Here is an 18,368-nt window from a genome sequence, read left to right on the forward strand (position 1 = left end):
GCATGCGGCCATCAGGGGGCTCAACCGCCTGGCGAGACAGCACGGCGTCAGGCTGCGGCAATCCTATTCTCGCGTGGCCAAGGCAGCCGCGATGATGGCGGGTCGCTACGCTCATGCCAAACAATTCGGACGGCATCAGCGGCAGTTGCGTATCCTGCGCAGCCGGCTGGGCCGGATCATCCGCGACATCCGTCGCAAGATCGAGGACCAGCCAGCACTGGAAGAGGCGTTCGCACTCCCCCTTGGCCGAGCCAGCCAGATCCGCTCACAGCAGCAGCGCCAGCGCGGCTGGAAGCTCTATTCCTTTCATGCCCCGGAGGTGGAGTGCATCGGCAAGGGCAAGGCCGCCGCGCCCTATGAATTCGGCGTGAAGGCCTCCATCGTCACGAACAACCGCCGAGCCCCCGGAGGCCTGTTCGTGCTGCACGCTAGCGCAATGCCCGACAACCCCTACGACGGTCACACCTTGCGAGGCGTCATCGACCGCACCGAGACACTCACCGGCTGTCCGATCGAGCGGGCCTATGTCGACAAGGGGTACCGCGGCCATGACGCGCAAAATCCTCGCCGCGTCTTCATCTCCGGTCAGAAGCGCGGCGTCTTCGGCGTCATCAAGCGCGAGCTGCGCCGTCGTTCCGCCATCGAGCCCATCATCGGACACATGAAAGCGGAAGGTCATCTCGGCCGCTGCTACCTCAAAGGCCGCGCCGGCGACGCCGCCAACGTCATCCTCTCAGCCGTCGGCCACAACTTGCGCCGCATCCTCGCCTGGCTCAGGGAATTATTGCGCCTGTTCCTGGGATTACTATGGCGAACGCTCGCTTGCCAGGCCCAGCTCAATCCGGCTTGTTAACGGACGACTGACTAAGACGCCGGCGGAAGCGATCGGGCTCTCCGACCGCGGAGAGATCGCGGCAGGAAAACGTGCCGACCTTATCCGGGTTCATTCCGCGAGCAATGTTCCGATCGTGCGCAGTGTGTGGCGTGAAGGCCGACGCGTCGCATGAGCGCGGCCAGAGCGCCGCAAACGGCGGTCGCCATTGATCTAGGGGCGACTGGTCTGTCCGAGTGGCCGGCGAGGACATTCTACTATCGTCCGCGCAAACCGGCTTCCTCGGGGAGACGAGTATTGTCTTCGCTCACCGGCCAGCGACGCGAGGGGCTTCTGCCGCTGAAGCGAGAATTTTGGTCTGCCCGGAGGAATTTCACAAGCCCGGGCGGCGCCTAGACACACCCATGTGTCTGCCAGTGCGAGGCGAAGTTACCGAGAGCCGACTATGCTGAAATTAGAAGGCCTTACCACGACATTTGGCAAGACATGTGCTGTTCAGGATGTGAGCTTGTCTATTCCCGCGGGGCAGTTTGTCGGTGTTATCGGCCGTTCCGGCGCGGGTAAGTCCACTTTGCTTCGTACCATCAATCGCCTGGCTGAGCCGACTTCTGGCCGTGTCATCTGGCGCGATGCAGATATGACAGGGGTGTCGGGGAGCCAGTTGCGCGACTGGCGTCGGCGTTGCTCCATGGTTTTCCAGCAGTTCAACCTCGTCGGCCGGCTGGATGTGCTCAATAACGTGCTGATGGGCCGACTGACGCAGACGCCCTTTTGGCGCGCCGTCACCAAGACCTGGTCCAGCGAGGATCGCGCATTGGCGTTCGCTGCACTCGATCAATTCGATATATCCGCCCTGGCATCGCAGAGGGCCGACCAGCTGTCCGGCGGCCAGCAGCAACGCGTGGCAATCTGCCGCGCCTTGATGCAGGACCCGGAAATCATCCTCGCTGATGAGCCAGTGGCTTCCCTGGACCCGCGCAATACGGGAATCGTCATGGACGCGTTGGCGCGGGTCAACCGACAATTTGGCCTGACCGTGTTGTGCAACCTACATTCGCTCGATTTGGCGCGTGGATATTGCGATCGGCTGGTCGGCATGGCGAACGGACGGGTCGTGTTTGATGGCACTCCCGTGGCACTAACCGATGCTGCCGCGCGCGAACTTTACGGGATGGATGCTGATGAGGTCATCGGTCCCGATCCGGCCGTCAAGCCGCCAGCTGCTATTGAGGCATCGGGGCAGATTTGACCTTGCAAGGCGAGACAGCATACTCGAGAAGAATTGGCTGAATTGTTTTGCAGCACGACAACTTGCATGATTTCATCGTCAAGTGGGGCATGTGCGCCGTTTTACGCCGTGCGTAAAATTCAACTCGTCCTCTCGAAAAATACAAAAGACTGATTATCTCGGCGCGGTCAAAAATAGCTTGTCTTGGACTCGCACATCTTAAGATTGTTTGAGGGGATTCCCCCGGCCGATCGAGAGTGGCCAGTTCCGCTCCTGCAATGTCCTCGCATGAGTAGAGCGCCCTCTGATGTGTCGCACGACGCATATTCATCGAAGAAATGAGCTCTCCGTATTATGACGATGTTGTCGAAACGATAATTTTTTTGAGTTTCCGGCGGTGTTTTCAGCCTGATTGGAGCAACACAGCAACACGAGGATTTTATCACCTCGCAACCGTGTGAACCAAGACGTCATCCGACCTTCAACATTCCAGCATATTCGCTTTGGGTCGGATGCTGCGGCAGGCTCCGCCCCGATGCTGCTGCCGGACCGAGTGTTATGTCGCTTGAGTTTGGAGGAGGACCACTTATGGTGACCACGCGTGAAGTGTCCGTCGATGATGCCCCAACGGTGACCCACATGGTCGCGGCCCTACTCGCCGAACTTGGGGCCGGCCAAGTACAATCTGGACCAGACACCCAGCTAGTGGCCGAACTCCTCGCCATGAAAGAGCGTGTCTATGGGTTTCTGGCTTTCACAGAGGAGCGGCCTGTCGGCGTCATCATGTTGTCGGAAACCGCAGCCCTTTTCGCGCGCGGAACCTATGCCACCATCACCGAACTCTACGTGGTGCCGGACCAGCGATCATCTGGGGTCGCGATGCGTCTCATTGGGGCTGCCGTGGGCCTAGGGACGGAAAAGGGCTGGAGCCAACTCGAACTAGCGGCGCCAAGACAGCCGATGTGGAGCCGCAACCCCGGCTTGGCATTATACTTCAAGGCTGGTTTTGCAGAGATTGGCCCACGCCTGAAGTTGCCGTTGCAATCCAACGCTAGCCCGCGTGCGCAAGGTAATCCTGTGGGGCGATCGCGGTTGGAATATCGGCAGCAGCGCGCACTATCCCGCTCTAGCGTTCATGGTCATGGAGGACGACACGGTAGGCTAGACCAACCTACAACTTTCAGCCTCAAGTCGATCGACCACTCAAATTCACAATCGGCTCCTCAAGCACCAGACGAATCACAGCATAGAACAGCCGGGGCTTCAAAGCTGCCAAAACCGAGACGCTGGCCTTCATCATTGAGGTGAATCGAACCGACGCCAAACTCACGAGCAAGGCCAGATAATGAGACGCGCGGGGGCTCCCTGGGACCATCGCGCCGATTGAGACCTCGCGAGCGGCATCGACGCTCAACGCGTCTGCGTCCGTGGCAGTCAGGGGAGAGCGGTGACCGGTGTGCGGATTCAGAGGAACATGGTTCAGCTGTGTTGGCCTTGATTGTAAGCAGTGTCTGTGGTTTGGCTTATCTCCACGGAAGCTCTGGTCTCCTGCCTCGCATCACGGTTCAGGCGCTTCCGCATTTCCTTGCTCGCTCTGAAAAGCGGAAAGCGCTTTTTGTCGACTTGTACGAACTGGCCCGTTCGCGGATTTCTACCGAGACGAGGCTGCCTCTGCTTGATGGAAAAGACCCCGAAACCACGAAGCTCAACCCGATCTCCACGCTCGAGCGCAGCTGTGACCTCTGCGAGAATTGCGCTCACGATGTTTTCGACATCTCGCTGATAGAGATGCGGATTTCTTCCGGCGATACGTCCCACGAGCTCAGATTTAATCATCGACAGTTGCGTCCATAGATTACTTACGCGATCATTTCTCGAAATGCCCCACGCATGTCAAGTGGTGCAACCGACGCGCACCACGCGTCCTAGTTATCGCGCGAGCACGACAGTGGCGCCTGTTGCGCGACCTTGGTGCTACTTACCTTCGCTCGAATTGGCGCGTGGATATCGTGATCGGCATGTCAAACGGTCGCGTCGTGATTGACGACAGGGCCACCGCGTTGAGTGATGCGCGCGGCGTGCGAAAATCCAAAATCTTACATACGCATTTGTGACGTTAGATTGGGCTTCGCAGCCACTTGCGCGCAGTTGCGACACGTGTTGTTCCGAATGTGACGTACGTGATGTCTGCAATCGGGAAAAAGCTGCTTGCGAACAGGGCATCAGGCACGGTGGCGCTTGCGCGTCCGTTGGTTCATGTACAGGAGAAAAGCAAATGCGCTTCAGTGGCAGACGTCTGTCGATCGTGCTCTACTTGGTTTCGGCCGTGAGTACGATCGTCAGGGCGGATGAGCCCTCGCCGAAATACGCCGAGGTGCTCGGCGCTCTGCAAGCTGGCAAAAATGTGAGGGTCCTACTGGATCTCAGCCGCTGTGCCACCATTGATGGCAGCAAGCCCGGCCCTGCCGTGCAGGGCGGAGTGGCTATCAATGCCTTCAGGGTGACTGCTCAAAACGGTATCAGCTTCGCGGATGCGCATCAGACCGTGGACAGCTCCGGGCATGCGGTGACGGAATACATTCGCCACAACCTCAGCCGCGAGGGCAAGCTCACAGTGCGGGCCTCCAAGCTGACCGCCGGGGCGGCTGAGCCCGTGAACCAGGGCGAATTCGTCTGCGAGCTGCCGGACGGCGCGAAGTTCGTCTGGTAATCGGAAAATGCACTGCGCCGGTTGCTGCGGCCATCCTCTATGCCGTTCTAGGGGGAAATGGCCGCCGCGCCCTCATGGAGGTTACATCGTCCGGTAATCTGCTGCGGCCAAGTTCCTGCCGTCCGCGTAGGAAGCTTGAGAAGCGTTCCGCTACCTCGTGAGGCGCCACTTTCTGCCGTCCGAGATTTTCGATGGAGCCGGGGAGAGTGCGCACATGAAGGCAGTTCGGACCAGGCCTCGACTGAAGAGCGTCAAGTGCTCGCGCAAAGTCTTCTATCCTCGCGATTGAGATGGTGTGGCGGTAGCCATTGGCCGCTGCAATCGAAGCCCAATCTACTTGGCTGGAAACAGTTTGCTGTCCTCCAGTGGAATCATGAACGCCATTGTCAAGGAGAATATGAAGGAAATTCTCGGGACCGCGCGCACCGATTGTAGCGAAGGTACCCATGCGCATCAGAGCCGCGCCGTCACCGTCAACGACGATGACAGGTTTTTGAGAATTCATGGCAACCCCTAATCCGACCGCGCTGGCCGATCCCATTGCGCCGACCATGTAGAGGTGCTGGTCTCGATCCTGCAGTGTGTAAAGTTCCCGCCCGGTTTTCCCTGTGGTTGCGATGATAGCTGTAACGTCAGCCACCGATCCCAATAAGTGCTCGAGGACTGATACCCGTGTTGGCCGTTCGCTGCTCTCGCACCAACGTTCAATAGCTCCGGCAGGCTTCGGAGCAAATTGTCTGTCCGACGCGCAGGTTTCTGCGAAATCGCCCTTTTTCGTAATCAGCGCGTAAGATGACCCGGATGCAATCGCCGGCGAAATGATCGCCCTAAAAGTTTCGGCCACATTCTCGTCACTGGGCAGAACGCTCATCGGAATCTCAAGAAGAGCGAGCATGGATGCCGTAATTCGTCCCATCAGTTCGTGCTGGGGCTCATCAGGCTCACCTGGCCGGCCCCGCCAAGTGACAATCAAGAGCGTCGGGATCCGAAACGGAAAATTCAGAGAGGTTAGTGGATTGATCATATTTCCCAAGCCGGAATTCTGGGACATGACGACCGTCTTTTTTCCCGCGAGGTACGCACCTGCGGCTATGGCGACTGCCTCTCCCTCACTCGTCGCAACGACATATGACAGGTCGCGCCGGCTGCACGTCTCATTGACCAAGGGTGTTAGTAAAGAGCAGGGAACACCCGTGAAAAAGTCAAAGCCTGACAGCAGAGCGGCGTTCACGAAATTTGCTGCGCTAAGCATGACGACCTCCAGCCGCGGACAGATCTGCGGCTTCGCAGACATAACTTACGTTCTATCGAAGCCAGCCAGGGATTTCTGATGGACGCCGTCCCAATCTGTGCGGGCAAGCCGCCGGCGCTCTGGTTGATCGCGGCCATCGCCTGGTCGCGGAAGCGCATCGATCAGCGGCCCGAGTTCGGCGCGACGTCTGTCGCGGCCGTGTGCATAGCCGAGCCCGACCGTGCCGTAGGCTCGCCCGCGCCAAGTTGTTTCCTTCAATTGTCTGAGCGCAGATGGCTGTAACTCCCGGCAGAACCCGAGCGCCCACCGGGTTTCGGTCGCGCGGCGCATCTTTCACGGCTATTGGCCAGCTCCACTGCGCTGCGGGCGCATGTCGACAGCTGGAAAAACCACGTCCACTAGGAGATCAGTGACATGCTTCTGTCATGTGGATCAATTGTCAGCGTTGGTAGTTGACAGATCGCGGCCTATTCGCATCTCGCGACAGGTCGACGTTGAGCTTCACAACTCTCTCACATTAATACCTTTTTCGCGGTCGGGCGGGCCGGCCGACAGTACAGTCTATGTGTCTGTGGTTCGCCCGCGCCAAGCTGCGACGGCTAGGCGATCGCCTAGACGGTGTCTCGTGAATTGGGTGGCTTGATACACTGGCGTTGAAACCGCGCTGCTTAATGTCGGCATGCGCAGCAGACAGATGACAAGAAGCAGCACACCCACGACTGAGCTGTTCAGGCCTATCGCCATAGCAAGATCGCGCGGGACAATGATCTCTACAAGTTCCGTCTATTTTCCCAGTTCGATCCGGCTTCTTAACGGACGACGATCGCAATGGGATTTTTCAGCCGTTGCTGAGACGCTCTCTCCGACCTCGACAAAAATCTTATGACGCCGTTAAGTCGTCCGCACTTCCAACGGCGTCGGTATCGTGTGGTTCTCCGGGCAGAGTGAACTGAAAAACTGCGCCCCGAGTCTCTTGCGCGTCCGCCCACATCCGTCCCCCATGGGCCTCGATGATTGAACGGCAGATGGCAAGCCCCATGCCCATGCCCTGGGCTTTGGTGGTGTAGAAGGCCTCGAACAGGCGCTGTATGCTGCTCCGATCCAATCCTGGGCCGGAGTCTCGCAAGCTGACCAGTATGCTGTTCGAGCCAGATCTAGCAGTACTGATCAGCAGTTTCCGCACTCCCTCATTTGCTCCGCTCATCGCCTCGACGGCATTGATGATCAAATTGAGGATCACTTGTTGGAGTTGAACCCGATCGGCTTGAATGAGCGGCAAGGCTCCTGCAAGCTGTGTTTCCACCGTGACACTATTGTTGGTCACTTCCGAGCGAGTGAGCGCTATGACTTCAAGCACTACTTCGTTGATAGCCAAGGGCGACTTCTGTGGTGGCGCGTTCCTGATTAGCGCGCGAATCCGACCGATGACCTCTCCGGCCCGCACACCGTCTTTCATAATCCAGCCGAACGTTTGTCGGACCCGCTCTAGATTCGGCGGCTGAACGTCGAGCCAGTTTAGGCCAGCCCCCGCGTTGCTGACGATTGCGGCGATCGGCTGGTTGACCTCATGCGCAATCGACGCCGTCAATTGGCCCATTGTGGCGACGCGATTGGCGTGTGCAAGTTCGATAAGGGTCTCGCGATAGCGCCGCTCGCTTTCGCGGGCTCCGGCTTCCGCTCGCTTGCGTTCGGTCAAATCAATGACGAAAGTGACCCCTTGGTCCTGTCGCTCGTCGAAGGCAGCCGCCCCGATCAGCACCGGCACGCGGGTGCCATCCTTGCGGACGTACTCCTTCTCAAAGGCCTGGATAATTCCGGTCGCCTGCATTTCTGTCCGGGCGCGCGCGGTACGCTCATTCCATTCCGTCGGCGTTAAGTCGGTCCAGCGCACCCGGCCGGCGACTAGATCCTCTCGGTCGTATCCGACCATCTTGAGGAAGGCATGATTTGCCTCGATGATGTCGCCCTCCCCGCGGAAGATGAAGATCCCGATGATGTTAGCTTCGACCAGGCGCCGGATCTTCGCTTCACGTTCTTGAACTTCACGGTACAAACGACTGTTTTCCAGCGCTATTGCCGCTTGCGAGGCGATCAGCTTTAGCACCGAACTCCGGGCCAGCGCGAAGATATTGGGGGCCAAGTTGTTCTCGAGGTAGAGCATGCCGATGAGCTTGGCCTGAGTGAGCAAGGGCAGGCACAGAACGGAACGGGACTCGTGTTCGCGGATATAGGGGTCATCGGCAAATGAAGAGTGGTCAGCGGCATCGTCAAGAATGACATTTTCGCCGGTGCGCATTACATAATGGAGCACTGACTCTGGGAGATCTGCCCCGGTCACGGGTTGCTCGAGCGTCTTCACAAGGACTACTTGGCTTGTCGCAGTGGCCTCTGCCTCGATCCGCGGCTCATTCCCGCGCAGCAGAATCAGCAGGCCTCGTTCGGCGCCGGCTTGCTCGATGGCGGTTCGCATCAGCGTATCGATCAATCTTTGCAAGACGATCTCACCAGAAATCGCCTGCGACACTTTGATTACCGTCGCCAGGTCGAGATGCTCAACCGGCGCCCCGATGTTCGTGCCGGACAGGGCTCGAGCTCCATCTTCCTCATTCAAAAACGGATACAAATCGTCGAGCTGGCGCACTTTACCATCCGCTCCCCAACGCAGGTAGGCGTGCCGGGCATCTCTCAGGTAAGTGTGCGCGATCCTGTCAAACCCGCGCGCAGCGTAGAATCGCCCCGCAAGTTCGCAGGCGATTGCCTCATGGTGGGGAAACCCATTCGCTGCCGCGGTTCGGATGGAGTGTTCGTAGAGGCGCATTGCATCTGCGTCACGGTTGTCGAGCTTCGCCATTTCCGCTGCGACCAGGGCAGCTCGGTGTTCAAAATTCTGGGGGCAATTTGCTGCCCAGGCCTGCAGCCGTTCGTAATGGGCGAGTATGATGTGTCGGTGCTGCTGTTCTACTCTCATCTCTGAGCTGCCGGATTGACAAGAGTGAGACAGCGCGCCGTAGAAATGAAAATCTGCCGTCGTGCCTTCTGTCGGTATGGTCCATAGTCGGGGTTCTGCCTTCAGCCTGGCATTGATAGCAGCAAGATAGTCACCGGCGAGAAAACGCGCCTGGAGCTTGCGGGTCCAGTAGATAGCCTCGAGGGCGGGTAGCGCGGGGCTATGCTCGAACGAGCGCTCGAAGGCCAGCTCCTCAAATTCCTGATCGTCGAAAGAGCCGAATGTGCGCGTCAAGCCGCGCATGGTCCGAACGAGTCCGAGCTGCAGAGTTATAATGTCAGCTGCGAAGCGAAACTTCATCCTTCGAATGGTAGTGAGGTTCTTCTCTATTTCGCTTTGTACGTGTTTGAGAGGATCGCCGGCGCTTAACATGTTTGCGGTCAGGTGAGCCAGGCTGTAGGCCTCATAGATGAGATCGCCAACTTCGATGGCTGCCTGGAACGCCCGCGAGATCAAGTGGCGACCCGCCCGGACGTGTTTGATCCATGGCATCACGGTAGACCCGAACGCCAAGTAGACTGGAGCGCGAAAGCGGGCCAACCCGCGGTGATCGACCAGATCGCAGGCGAGCTGACCAAAACGATAAGCCCCTTGATAGTCGCCGAAGCGCCCCCCTAAGACTCTGCCGAGCCAAGCATAGTGCGCGCACGAAGCGTCAGAATTGCCGTTATCGAGGCTGAGATTCACTGCTCGGCATATGACCAATGTCGACAGATCGGTGTCTGTAAATACGGCGGGAGGCAGGATCCGCGTCAAGACAGCTAGAGTGCCAAGGCATGTCTCATCTGTCATTGAAGGCAACTCTGCGATCTTTTCAATCTCGCCATCAGCGAGCTTTGACCGCATCCGCTGATATTCTGATTGCGCCTGCTCCTGCGTTGGACGTGACGACCACTCGATGCCGACGCTACGGAGATACTCGAGACCTATCGCCACTGCGCGCTCGTTGCGGCCAAGCGTTAAGTACAGATCCACCTTCAAACATGCTACATTCGCTTGCTCGACCGCATTTATAGAGCGCATGGAAAGCGCCGACAGCCGTTCTTCCGCGACATCTAGCTCACCGATGAGGAATTCGCATTCGGCCCGATTCAACTCCAGCGCGAAGGCAAGTTCGTGCTGGCTCTGCCAGGAGTCTTTGGCGAGAAGCGCGATGCCAGCGATCAGGTATGTGAGCGCTGATGCGTAGGCTCCGGACGCTTTGGCACGCTGACCGGCGATCAAGTTGAACTTGGCGAGCTTCTCTCGCTCCTCACCGGAGATTATTAAGGCCAGGCCTCGATCAAAATGATTGACGATATTGAAGATAGCCTCTTGACAGCTTTCTGGCGGCATATGGGCCAGGAGCATCCGGCCGATCCGAAGATGGGCGGGAGCGCGCGACGCCTCTGGGACCGACGAGTAGGCTGCCTCCTGGACGCGATCGTGGACGAAGCTGTAGGAGCTTCCATGCCGCTCGATCATATCCTGACGGATCGCCGGCCAGAATGCCGCCTGTACCCGTGCCTGAGAAATGCCGAGAACAATCGAAAGCTCCGAGGCCTCGGCTATGTTGCCGAAACAGGCGAGCTGCCGCAGCGCATTCTGCGTTTCGATCGGCAGCCGAGTGAGCTTCCCCACCATCAGGTCCACCACATTATCGGTGTAGCCCTTGGCGTGAATGCGCTCAAGATCCCACGTCCAGCGCGCCGCGTTGTGATCGAACGTCAACAGTTCCCCTTCGGCGAGTGCAGAAAGGAACTGAATGACGAAAAATGGATTGCCAGCAGTCTTCTGGTGGACCAACTGTGCGAGCGGTTCTGCGAGCTTTGGCTCGCAGCGAAACGCATCCGCGATCAACTGCCCAACATACTCAGAGGTGAGTGGCGGCAGCGTGATCTCCTCGACGTTCTCGCCGGAGCTCTTGATCCTATCGAGCTTGCGCTGCAGCGGATGGCCCGCATCAACCTCATTGCTCCGGTAGGCACCGATGAGCAGCAGATGCAGATCGGCCCCGATCAGAACATGCTCCAACAGGTCAAGCGTTGCGGCATCAAACCACTGCAAGTCGTCAAGGAAGAGCACCAACGGATGGTGCCGATGGGCGAAGACACCGATAAATCGGCGGAACACCAGTTGAAAACGAGTTTGTGCTTGTCGGGGCGGAAGCTCGGGAACGGCGGGCTGTTCCCCGATGATCAGCCTTAGATCAGGAATCAGGTCGACGATGAGCCGCCCGTTGGGGCCGAGCGCCTCCAGGAGCGCGTTGCGCCACGTCGCGAGCTCAGCGTCACTCTTGCCGAGAAGGGGGCGGACGACACCCTGAAATGCCAGGACTATCGTCGAATAGGGGATGTCACGCTTGAATTGATCAAACTTTCCTGACGCGAAGAACCCGCGCGACGGCACCAGCGCTTTATGCAATTCCTGAACAACGGACGACTTTCCGATGCCGGAATAACCGGCGACAAGCACTAATCTAGGCGCGCCGCTCTTCACAACGCGGTCGAAAGAGGCAAGCAAAGCCGCGCTCTCGGAAGCTCTCCCGTAAAGCTTCTCTGGGATCAGCAAACGATCCGGGGTGTCCTGCAAGCCCAGCTGAAATGGCCTGATACGTCCGTCGCTGGACCATTCGACGAGACAGCGCCGCAGATCGTGCTCAACACCGGCGGTCGTTTGGTAACGGTCCTCGGCAGTCTTGGCGAGTAGTTTCATGACGATCTGGGAGACCGGCTCCGGGATGCTTTGGAGTTTCTCTAGTGGTGCTGGCGGCTTTCTCGCGATATGACAGTGGATCCACTCCATAGGATCTGACGCGGCGAACGGCAGGGCGCCTGTGAGCATTTCGTAGAAAGTGACGCCGAGCGAGTAGAGATCACTGCGGGAATCGATCGATCGATTCATCCGTCCGGTCTGTTCGGGCGCCATGTAGGGCAATGTGCCGGCGATGAACTCGGGCGGCTCACTCGGCTGCCGCTCGCGCGGATAACGCGAAGCAAGACCAAAGCCGGTAAAGCGCACCTGTCCGTCGCGGCAATTCACCAGAATATGAGCGGGCTTCACGTCCTTGTGCACTAAGCCAACTCGATGGAGCTTGCCCAAGCTTGCAGTGATGCCCACGGCTAGACGCAAAAACCAGTTCAGCTCCAAAGGTGCGCCTAGCAACTTAATCAGTGGCTCGCCGAGTGGATCCTCCAGAACCAAGGTAGTTCGGCCAGCTTCGCGGAGTAGCTCCAAGGGACGCACGGCCCAATGCCCGTCGAGCTCATTCCTTAATTCATACTCATGGGCAAGACGGTCCAGCGTGGCGCGCCCAGGATGGGCGGCGGCGGGCCGTACGATCAGCACTGCGTGCCGGCCATCCTGCCGACGCCAGCCGCGGCGGAAGACGCAATCGCCATCCTCCCATAGGACCTCCGAGTCGTCTTGCCCATCTAGGCCAAACTGAGGTGGGCTGAGGGGATCCTGCGACATTCGAACGTCCGGTGAGGTTTGGACATGAATCTGCCACATCGGGCGCCACATGACAATTTTCCGCTCGTGCGCAGAGTTTGGGAATTTCGCTTAGTTGCGGGATAGGAGCCGGTCCCGGCCACCCGATCCTATAATGGAGGAAGCTGCGTCCGGGAGCCACCGGCCGGTGCGCCCTGTATCCTGCCAATATTTGATCGCAAAGATTGCTCCGGCAACGTTTCCCGTCTCAACGGCAGCATGCCTTGCACGTGCGGGATTGAATAACCCTTTCCGCTGTGAGGCCGATGGGTCCGTGTCGAGAAAGCATGACGAAGGCCCGCTGATTCCGTTTCAATACCGGCCCGACCTCACGATCAGTTTCCGTCGGCAGCAAAAAATAACGCAGAACCGAAAAATGGCACTCCGCCAATGTATGCGCCGAACTGGGGTGCGTACTCTCTGATGCCGACCCGTTTGTAGGACCGCAGCAAATGTCGTGATGCGGCCGAAAGCGGAAAATCGCTCTTCAAGGCGGCGCTTTGGTGCAGGAGCTTAGCCGTCTCTAGGACTTCTGACATGGATGATGTGCACCAGTTCAGCGCGGGGGTCGAACTCAAGATTTGCTAGAACCGAGCTGACAGCCTGCACACCGTTGCTCACTTCCGCCGTGTGTGTCACGTATCGCGATGTATCTTGGGCGCGGCATCCGTCTCGTTTGCGGAACATAAGACCTCACGTAGGCTGGCGGCATCATACGGACTAGGTGCCGCAGCGAGCTAATCTGCCGTGCCCAGAGTTGGCGCGTGCAAAAGCCTTGAAAAGGATTCTGAGAGAATTATGATTCTTAAGCGGACGAACCCAGTCGTGAACCATTTCGTCGCGGCCCCAGGGTTGTGCTTTCACGAGCAATACATTATTGGGCCCCCAATGCTCATAAGTTCTAATCAGATTCTCCGCCTTGCAACAGAGGATCGGCTAACCCGATGATCAAAGCTTGGCTGGACTTTCCGATATTTGAATTGTTCGCGGTTCTCATTACCCTTTACACAACGACTGGCGCTCTCATTGTGATAGCGAGTTTCAGCCCTGCAACGATTGTGCTGGTGCGCCGCGTAGAAGGCGTGGTCGCTCCGTTTTTCGGCACGGTCGGAGTGTTGTTCGCGTTCCTGACTGGATTTCTGGCCAATGATATAACCGAGCGCAACCGTCAAGCGGTCCGCGCGGTGCAAACAGAAGCGGCGGAGCTGCGTAACATCTACGCTGTTAGTAACGCGTCCGTCTCGGACATGGGCAGCCTCCGCTCAGTGCTTGCGAAATACGTCGCCGCCCTCGTGGACGACGAATGGCCGGCGATGGCGCGGGACCATGAGGCCCATTCGGTTGTGTCCGCGTATGACGCCCTGCTGCGAGAAGTGAGCGATCCACGGATCGCTCAAGCAGCGGGCGGGGCAGTGCAGACGGCCTTGCTAAATGCCGCAGTCGGAGCGGGCAGCGCGCGCTCCGAACGGCTCGCGTTGGCCTCCGACCGCACGATCGATGCCAAATGGGTTCTCGTCCTAATCCTTGGCGTGGTGACACAGATATCGATCGGGTTGGTACACTTGAGTAAGGCCGGTGCGCAAATTGCGGCGCTAAGCGTGTTCTCAATCGCGGTCGTGATGGCGCTGGGACTCATTGGTCTGCAAGAGCGTCCTTTTTCAGGTGATATCCGAGTAGAGCCAGGACCTCTGGCGGAGGTCGCCAAAATCGCAGCGGAATGAGGATGCATCAGCTTATTGCGGTTAACACAAACCATTCCCGCGTTGTCGCAGCCGGGAGATTTGCGTAACCGCTCGCCCCTGCGCTTGAGCGAGGACGAGAAGCTGGCGCCTCGCCGCTCACCCACATCATCCCGTGAGACCTCACGCGGGTCTTTGGAGACGACCTGGCCGGCGAGCGCCAATACAGTGGAGACGGTCGAGTAATATTTGTCATGTCCACGTCGTTTGACGACGTGTTCAGGGTGCGGCGGGTGAAGTCTGCGCGACCAAATCGAACAATGGACAACAGGGCTAATGAGCGACGCGTCTCGATCTTCGAGAGATGTCGTGTGTTGGAACAGTTCCTGATGTAATTGGTAGCTTGTCGTGAGGGCAGGCAGCTGGCTCGTCTGGATGAGCGCGGGCCTTACGCGGTCGCTTGTCTGGCCTGATCTGCATTGCGTTCTGGAAGGCCGTTGAGCGTCGCAGCGGCCCTCACGACGGCGTTCCGAGCAGCGCGGCGTACCCGTCCTTCCGGCTGACGAACGCTTCATTCTGCATCGAGCGCTTATCTTCGATATGACGCCAGAGCTAATGTTATTCTCGTGTAGGTCTGCTGACAGGCACGGCATTGGATGAATGAAGTCTCCTGATGCGGCTGGAGAATAATCGGTCGGCTCCGCTTTAAGCTGCCACGATTGCAGAATACGCAGAAGCGGCCTGCCTAGATCGCGCCCGCACGTTGTTGCCGAGCTTTCAGACTGCGCGCCGAGCTTTCCTCGAGCAAGTGCAGATATACGCGGGTATACTCAACTATACACTGGTATAGTGTGCAATAGGCCGCCGGATCGGCGGTGCGCAAGAGAAAATCTTAATTGAAATTCGATACGACCACTTCTGTTGGATTTAAGCGGCGGTCGGAATTATGTGGCACAATCGGATATCAAATCTCGCTCTGGCATTGTCGGTCCCAGCGGCAACAGTTGCGGCTAATGCAGATGCGCTGTCACTTCACTTCTGGGGCGGACTCCTTCTCGGCGGCTTGATGTTGGTCCTTTCCTTCGTGATGTCCACGAGACAGGAGGCGGCAGCAGTGACCTTGGACGAAGCGATGGCGATCAAAGCTTTCGAGTCGATCAAAGATGGTATTACAATTTATGATGCCGACCGATGTGTGCTCGGCAACGACGCTGCAGCTCACATTCTCGGGCTGTCCAACGCAGAAGAACTGAGAGGATTGGATATCGCTTCGCTTTCCCTGGATCCTCAACCGAACGGCAAGACTGTTGCGCAGATGTTTGAAGAGACCAATGAGGTCGTGATGAGGTCAGGCCACGTCGCGATCGAATGGTGGCTCCGGCGCAAAGATCAGACCGCCATTCCGGTCAGGATTAGTCTTGTCGTTTCGAAATTCAGAGGCCGTCCTATAGTCGTGTGTGTTTGGCAGGACATAGCCGATCTGGTTCGTATGCGCGAAGAAAGGCGAAGTCTTGCAAGGAGATTTGATAGCGACGTGTCGCGGGTCGTCGACGTTGTGGCGAGTTCAATGCAGGACATGAAAGCGGTTGCATCAGAAATTACAGCTTCGACGGACGATGTCTGTCATCGCACTAAAGCCATGAGAGAAATGGTGAAAAAGACCGAAGAAAACTCCACTGCCGTGTCTTCGGCTGCCCAGGAATTCTCAGCCTCGATTACCGAAATCAGCCGACAAGTGTCGACGGCAGCGAACATTTCGCAATCTGCGCGCGACAAGACCGTGCACGCTGAAACAACATTAAGTGAGTTGGTTGCGTCGGTGACGAAGATCAGCAGCGTCGTCCAAATGATCGAGGGCATAGCGTCGCAGACCAATTTGCTGGCGCTCAACGCCACCATCGAGGCAGCACGAGCTGGCGAAGCGGGTCGAGGCTTTGCAGTGGTGGCGGGGGAAGTGAAGAATCTCGCTGCACAGGCAGCAAAAGCGACTAGCGAGGTTGATACTCAAATTCTCGCTATCCAACAAAAGACGGAACTGGCGACTGCGGCGATGGGTGACATCGCTGACATAGTCGATAAGGTGCAGGAGATCTCGAGCAGCATATCGGCGGCGATAGAAGAGCAATCGATTGTGACGAACGACATCTCAAGAAGTATTACCAACATCAGTGCTGATATGCGCGAAACGTCCCGAGATATTGACCAACTAAATGATGCATCGCGCGCTTCTGGCTCATCGGCGGGTCATGCTGTTGGGAAGATGACGCATTTGAGCGACAATATCGCTTCATTGCAGGGGCAGGTCAGCGACTTCTTGACAAAAATAAGAGCTTAGGGCGTGGGCTCATAACCCCTGATCCAGAGGCGGGTTGATGCGAGTGCGACCGCAGCGAGGAAGTTGCGTGCGAGCTTGTCGAAGCAGGGTGCGATGCGCGTGGAATGCTTGAGCTTGCAGAAGAAGCGCTCGACTAGCTTGCGCTGGCGGTAGATACGGCGGCTGACGGAGCATTGGACGACGCGCTGACTGGTGGAGGGGACATGAGCCTTAGCGGCGCTGGCCAGGATCATGTTCAGGACAGCGTCGGCGTCGTAGGCCGGGTCGGCCACGACATCGCGGCATTTGACCCCTTCCAGCAAAAACGGCGCAACACGCAGATCGTGAGCCGGACCGGGGGTTGGCACCAGCCGAACCGGTAATCCTTTCTCATCGATAGCGGCGTTGATCTTACTGCTCAGTCCTCCACGAGAACGGCCGATGGCGTGATCTTCGTCCCCTTCTTACGCCCCTGCAGCGTGCTGGTGGAACCCAGATTATCGAACTGTCGATCAACGCCATTGAATGCGGCGAGCGGGTTGCTAAGGCATCGAAAATCCGCCGCCAAATATCTGCCTTGACCCAGCGATTAAGCCGATTATAGACCGTCGTGTAGGGGCCGTCTCGTTCCGGGAGGTCTCGCCGGGGTGAGCCTATCCGAAGCACATCGAAAATGCCGTTGAGGACCCTCCGATCGCGTACTCGCGCGACACCGCGCTTCGTAGTCAATCGGTGGCGCGACAACATGATCAAAACAGTCGAGTAGACCCGACGGCTAACGTACCCCGCAACCCGTGCATGAACATAAAATGCTCTGCGAGGCCGTTTGGTAGTATGAAGCGATCACAGGCCGCATTTCTCGGTGCGCTAAGAGCGAATCTCGGCTTGCTCTGGAGTGTTGGAGGCGGCGTCGCGCGGCGAAGCCAGGCGAGCGGCTTCCTCCACCAAGACCTGGCGCATCCAGATGTTTGCTGGGTCGGTATTGTGAACTGATGGCCATTGAACCGCCTCGGTAAAACCGGGAAGTGGTAACGGAAGCCTCGTGATCCGCAAAGGCATCGACTTTGCGAAATGCTTCACCAGCGTTAAGGGCATGGTCGCTATTCGGTTGGTGCCAACTAGCATGTGAGGCATCATGCTAAAGCTCTGCACGACGACTTCCACACGTCTCCTGACGCCGTGTTCTTGCATAAACCATTCGTCTACGGAGGGCACGCGAGAGCGCCCCAACCTGACCGCAACGTGTCCCATAGACATGTATCGCTCGAATGTAAGCGGCCGCGATAGCTGCTTGTTCGAGCGGCAGCCCACGCACACGAGTGTCTCGTCAAAGAGCGCCACTTTTGGATGCACGTCCGACATGTATAAGTCGGGCACGATAAGAAAATCGATTTCGCCGCGTTGGAGAGGGTGATCGAACGGGTCCGCGTGAGGCGTCAACTCGAATCGGATCCCGGGAGCATCTCGCGCGACACGCTCCACCACATTCCGGATCAAAACGATCGTAGCGAAATCGGAAAGGCTGATCCTAAAGCGTCGATCAGATTGACTTGGCTTAAAGGTTTCTCGGGAAGTAATGGAGACTTGGATGTGAGCCAGAGCTTCGCGGGTTGGACCCGCGAGGGTTTCCGCGCGCGGTGTCGGAATAAGTTCGCGGCCGCGCATTGTAAAAAGGTCATCTTTGAAATACGAGCGTAGGCGCGCAACAGCCGCGCTCATGGCCGGCTGGCTTAAGTTGATCCTGCGTGCTGCCGCCGTGAGATTGCGCTCGGTCATCAGAGCATCGAGCGCGACAAGCAGATTTAGGTCCAAGCCCCGGAAGCGCATCGTCATCTATCCGCAGTGTAGATTTATCTCATCCAAAGAGGCGATTTT

11 protein-coding genes and 2 pseudogenes are annotated in these 18,368 nt (G+C 57.9%); 7 read left to right on the forward strand and 6 right to left on the reverse strand.

Annotation, left to right across the window (positions count from 1 at the left end):
- The 4 genes and pseudogenes from K289_RS46460 to K289_RS49490 form a co-directional block, all read left to right on the forward strand.
- The coding region (locus K289_RS46460; protein ID WP_035687202.1) for an IS5 family transposase at positions 1–853 on the forward strand (853 nt) is incomplete at its 5' end.
- A gap of 7 nt (positions 854–860) precedes the next feature.
- Positions 861–1,007, forward strand: a pseudogene (locus K289_RS52590) (alpha-D-ribose 1-methylphosphonate 5-triphosphate diphosphatase); the annotation flags it as partial.
- Between the two features lie 270 nt (positions 1,008–1,277).
- Positions 1,278–2,081 carry a phosphonate ABC transporter ATP-binding protein gene (gene phnC / locus K289_RS0136525; RefSeq protein ID WP_027555952.1) on the forward strand — a complete coding sequence of 268 codons (804 nt, stop codon included), beginning with the start codon at positions 1,278–1,280 and terminating at the stop codon, positions 2,079–2,081.
- A 762-nt stretch (positions 2,082–2,843) separates the two neighbouring features.
- Positions 2,844–3,368, forward strand: a complete 525-nt coding sequence (locus tag K289_RS49490; RefSeq protein WP_245284100.1) for a hypothetical protein — start codon at positions 2,844–2,846, stop codon at positions 3,366–3,368.
- 171 nt (positions 3,369–3,539) lie between these two features.
- On the opposite strand, the gene K289_RS46465 is transcribed toward K289_RS49490, so the two are convergent.
- Positions 3,540–3,896, reverse strand: a complete 357-nt coding sequence (locus K289_RS46465; protein ID WP_051311193.1) for an integration host factor subunit beta — start codon at positions 3,894–3,896, stop codon at positions 3,540–3,542.
- Between the two features lie 439 nt (positions 3,897–4,335).
- On the opposite strand from K289_RS46465, the gene K289_RS0136535 reads away from it, so the two are divergent.
- Positions 4,336–4,770, forward strand: a complete 435-nt coding sequence (locus K289_RS0136535; protein WP_027555953.1) for a VirK family protein — start codon at positions 4,336–4,338, stop codon at positions 4,768–4,770.
- A gap of 37 nt (positions 4,771–4,807) precedes the next feature.
- Here the strand turns inward: K289_RS0136535 and aepY are convergent, their stop codons facing one another.
- Both aepY and K289_RS46470 read right to left on the reverse strand, forming a co-directional pair.
- Entirely contained in the window at positions 4,808–6,022 is a 1,215-nt protein-coding gene (gene aepY / locus K289_RS0136540) for a phosphonopyruvate decarboxylase (RefSeq protein ID WP_027555954.1), read from the reverse strand.
- A gap of 880 nt (positions 6,023–6,902) precedes the next feature.
- Positions 6,903–12,482, reverse strand: a complete 5,580-nt coding sequence (locus K289_RS46470) for a trifunctional serine/threonine-protein kinase/ATP-binding protein/sensor histidine kinase (RefSeq protein WP_051311205.1) — start codon at positions 12,480–12,482, stop codon at positions 6,903–6,905.
- Positions 12,483–13,444: 962 nt separating this feature from the next.
- Between K289_RS46470 and K289_RS0136555 the strand changes: the two genes are divergently transcribed.
- Both K289_RS0136555 and K289_RS48025 read left to right on the forward strand, forming a co-directional pair.
- Entirely contained in the window at positions 13,445–14,221 is a 777-nt protein-coding gene (locus K289_RS0136555; protein ID WP_027555956.1) for a DUF4239 domain-containing protein, read from the forward strand.
- Between the two features lie 1,072 nt (positions 14,222–15,293).
- On the forward strand, positions 15,294–16,514 hold the full coding sequence (locus K289_RS48025; protein ID WP_198024842.1) for a methyl-accepting chemotaxis protein: 1,221 nt from the start codon (positions 15,294–15,296) through the stop codon (positions 16,512–16,514).
- Here K289_RS48025 and K289_RS53210 read toward each other — a convergent pair.
- The 3 genes and pseudogenes from K289_RS53210 to K289_RS0136570 form a co-directional block, all read right to left on the reverse strand.
- A pseudogene (locus K289_RS53210) lies at positions 16,511–16,939 on the reverse strand (IS5 family transposase); the annotation flags it as partial. The gene K289_RS48025 and the pseudogene K289_RS53210 overlap by 4 nt on opposite strands.
- Complete coding sequence (locus tag K289_RS53215) at positions 16,905–17,240, reverse strand: transposase (RefSeq protein ID WP_371260897.1); 336 nt, start codon at positions 17,238–17,240, stop codon at positions 16,905–16,907. The gene K289_RS53215 and the pseudogene K289_RS53210, both read right to left, overlap by 35 nt.
- Positions 17,241–17,360: 120 nt before the next feature.
- The gene (locus tag K289_RS0136570) at positions 17,361–18,320 is read right to left on the reverse strand and encodes a LysR family transcriptional regulator (RefSeq protein WP_027555958.1); all 960 of its coding nucleotides are present in this window, start codon (positions 18,318–18,320) and stop codon (positions 17,361–17,363) included.
- Between the last annotated feature and the right edge of the window lie 48 nt (positions 18,321–18,368).

Origin of the sequence: Bradyrhizobium sp. Cp5.3 (assembly GCF_000426265.1) — a bacterium.
Lineage (GTDB): Bacteria > Pseudomonadota > Alphaproteobacteria > Rhizobiales > Xanthobacteraceae > Bradyrhizobium > Bradyrhizobium neotropicale.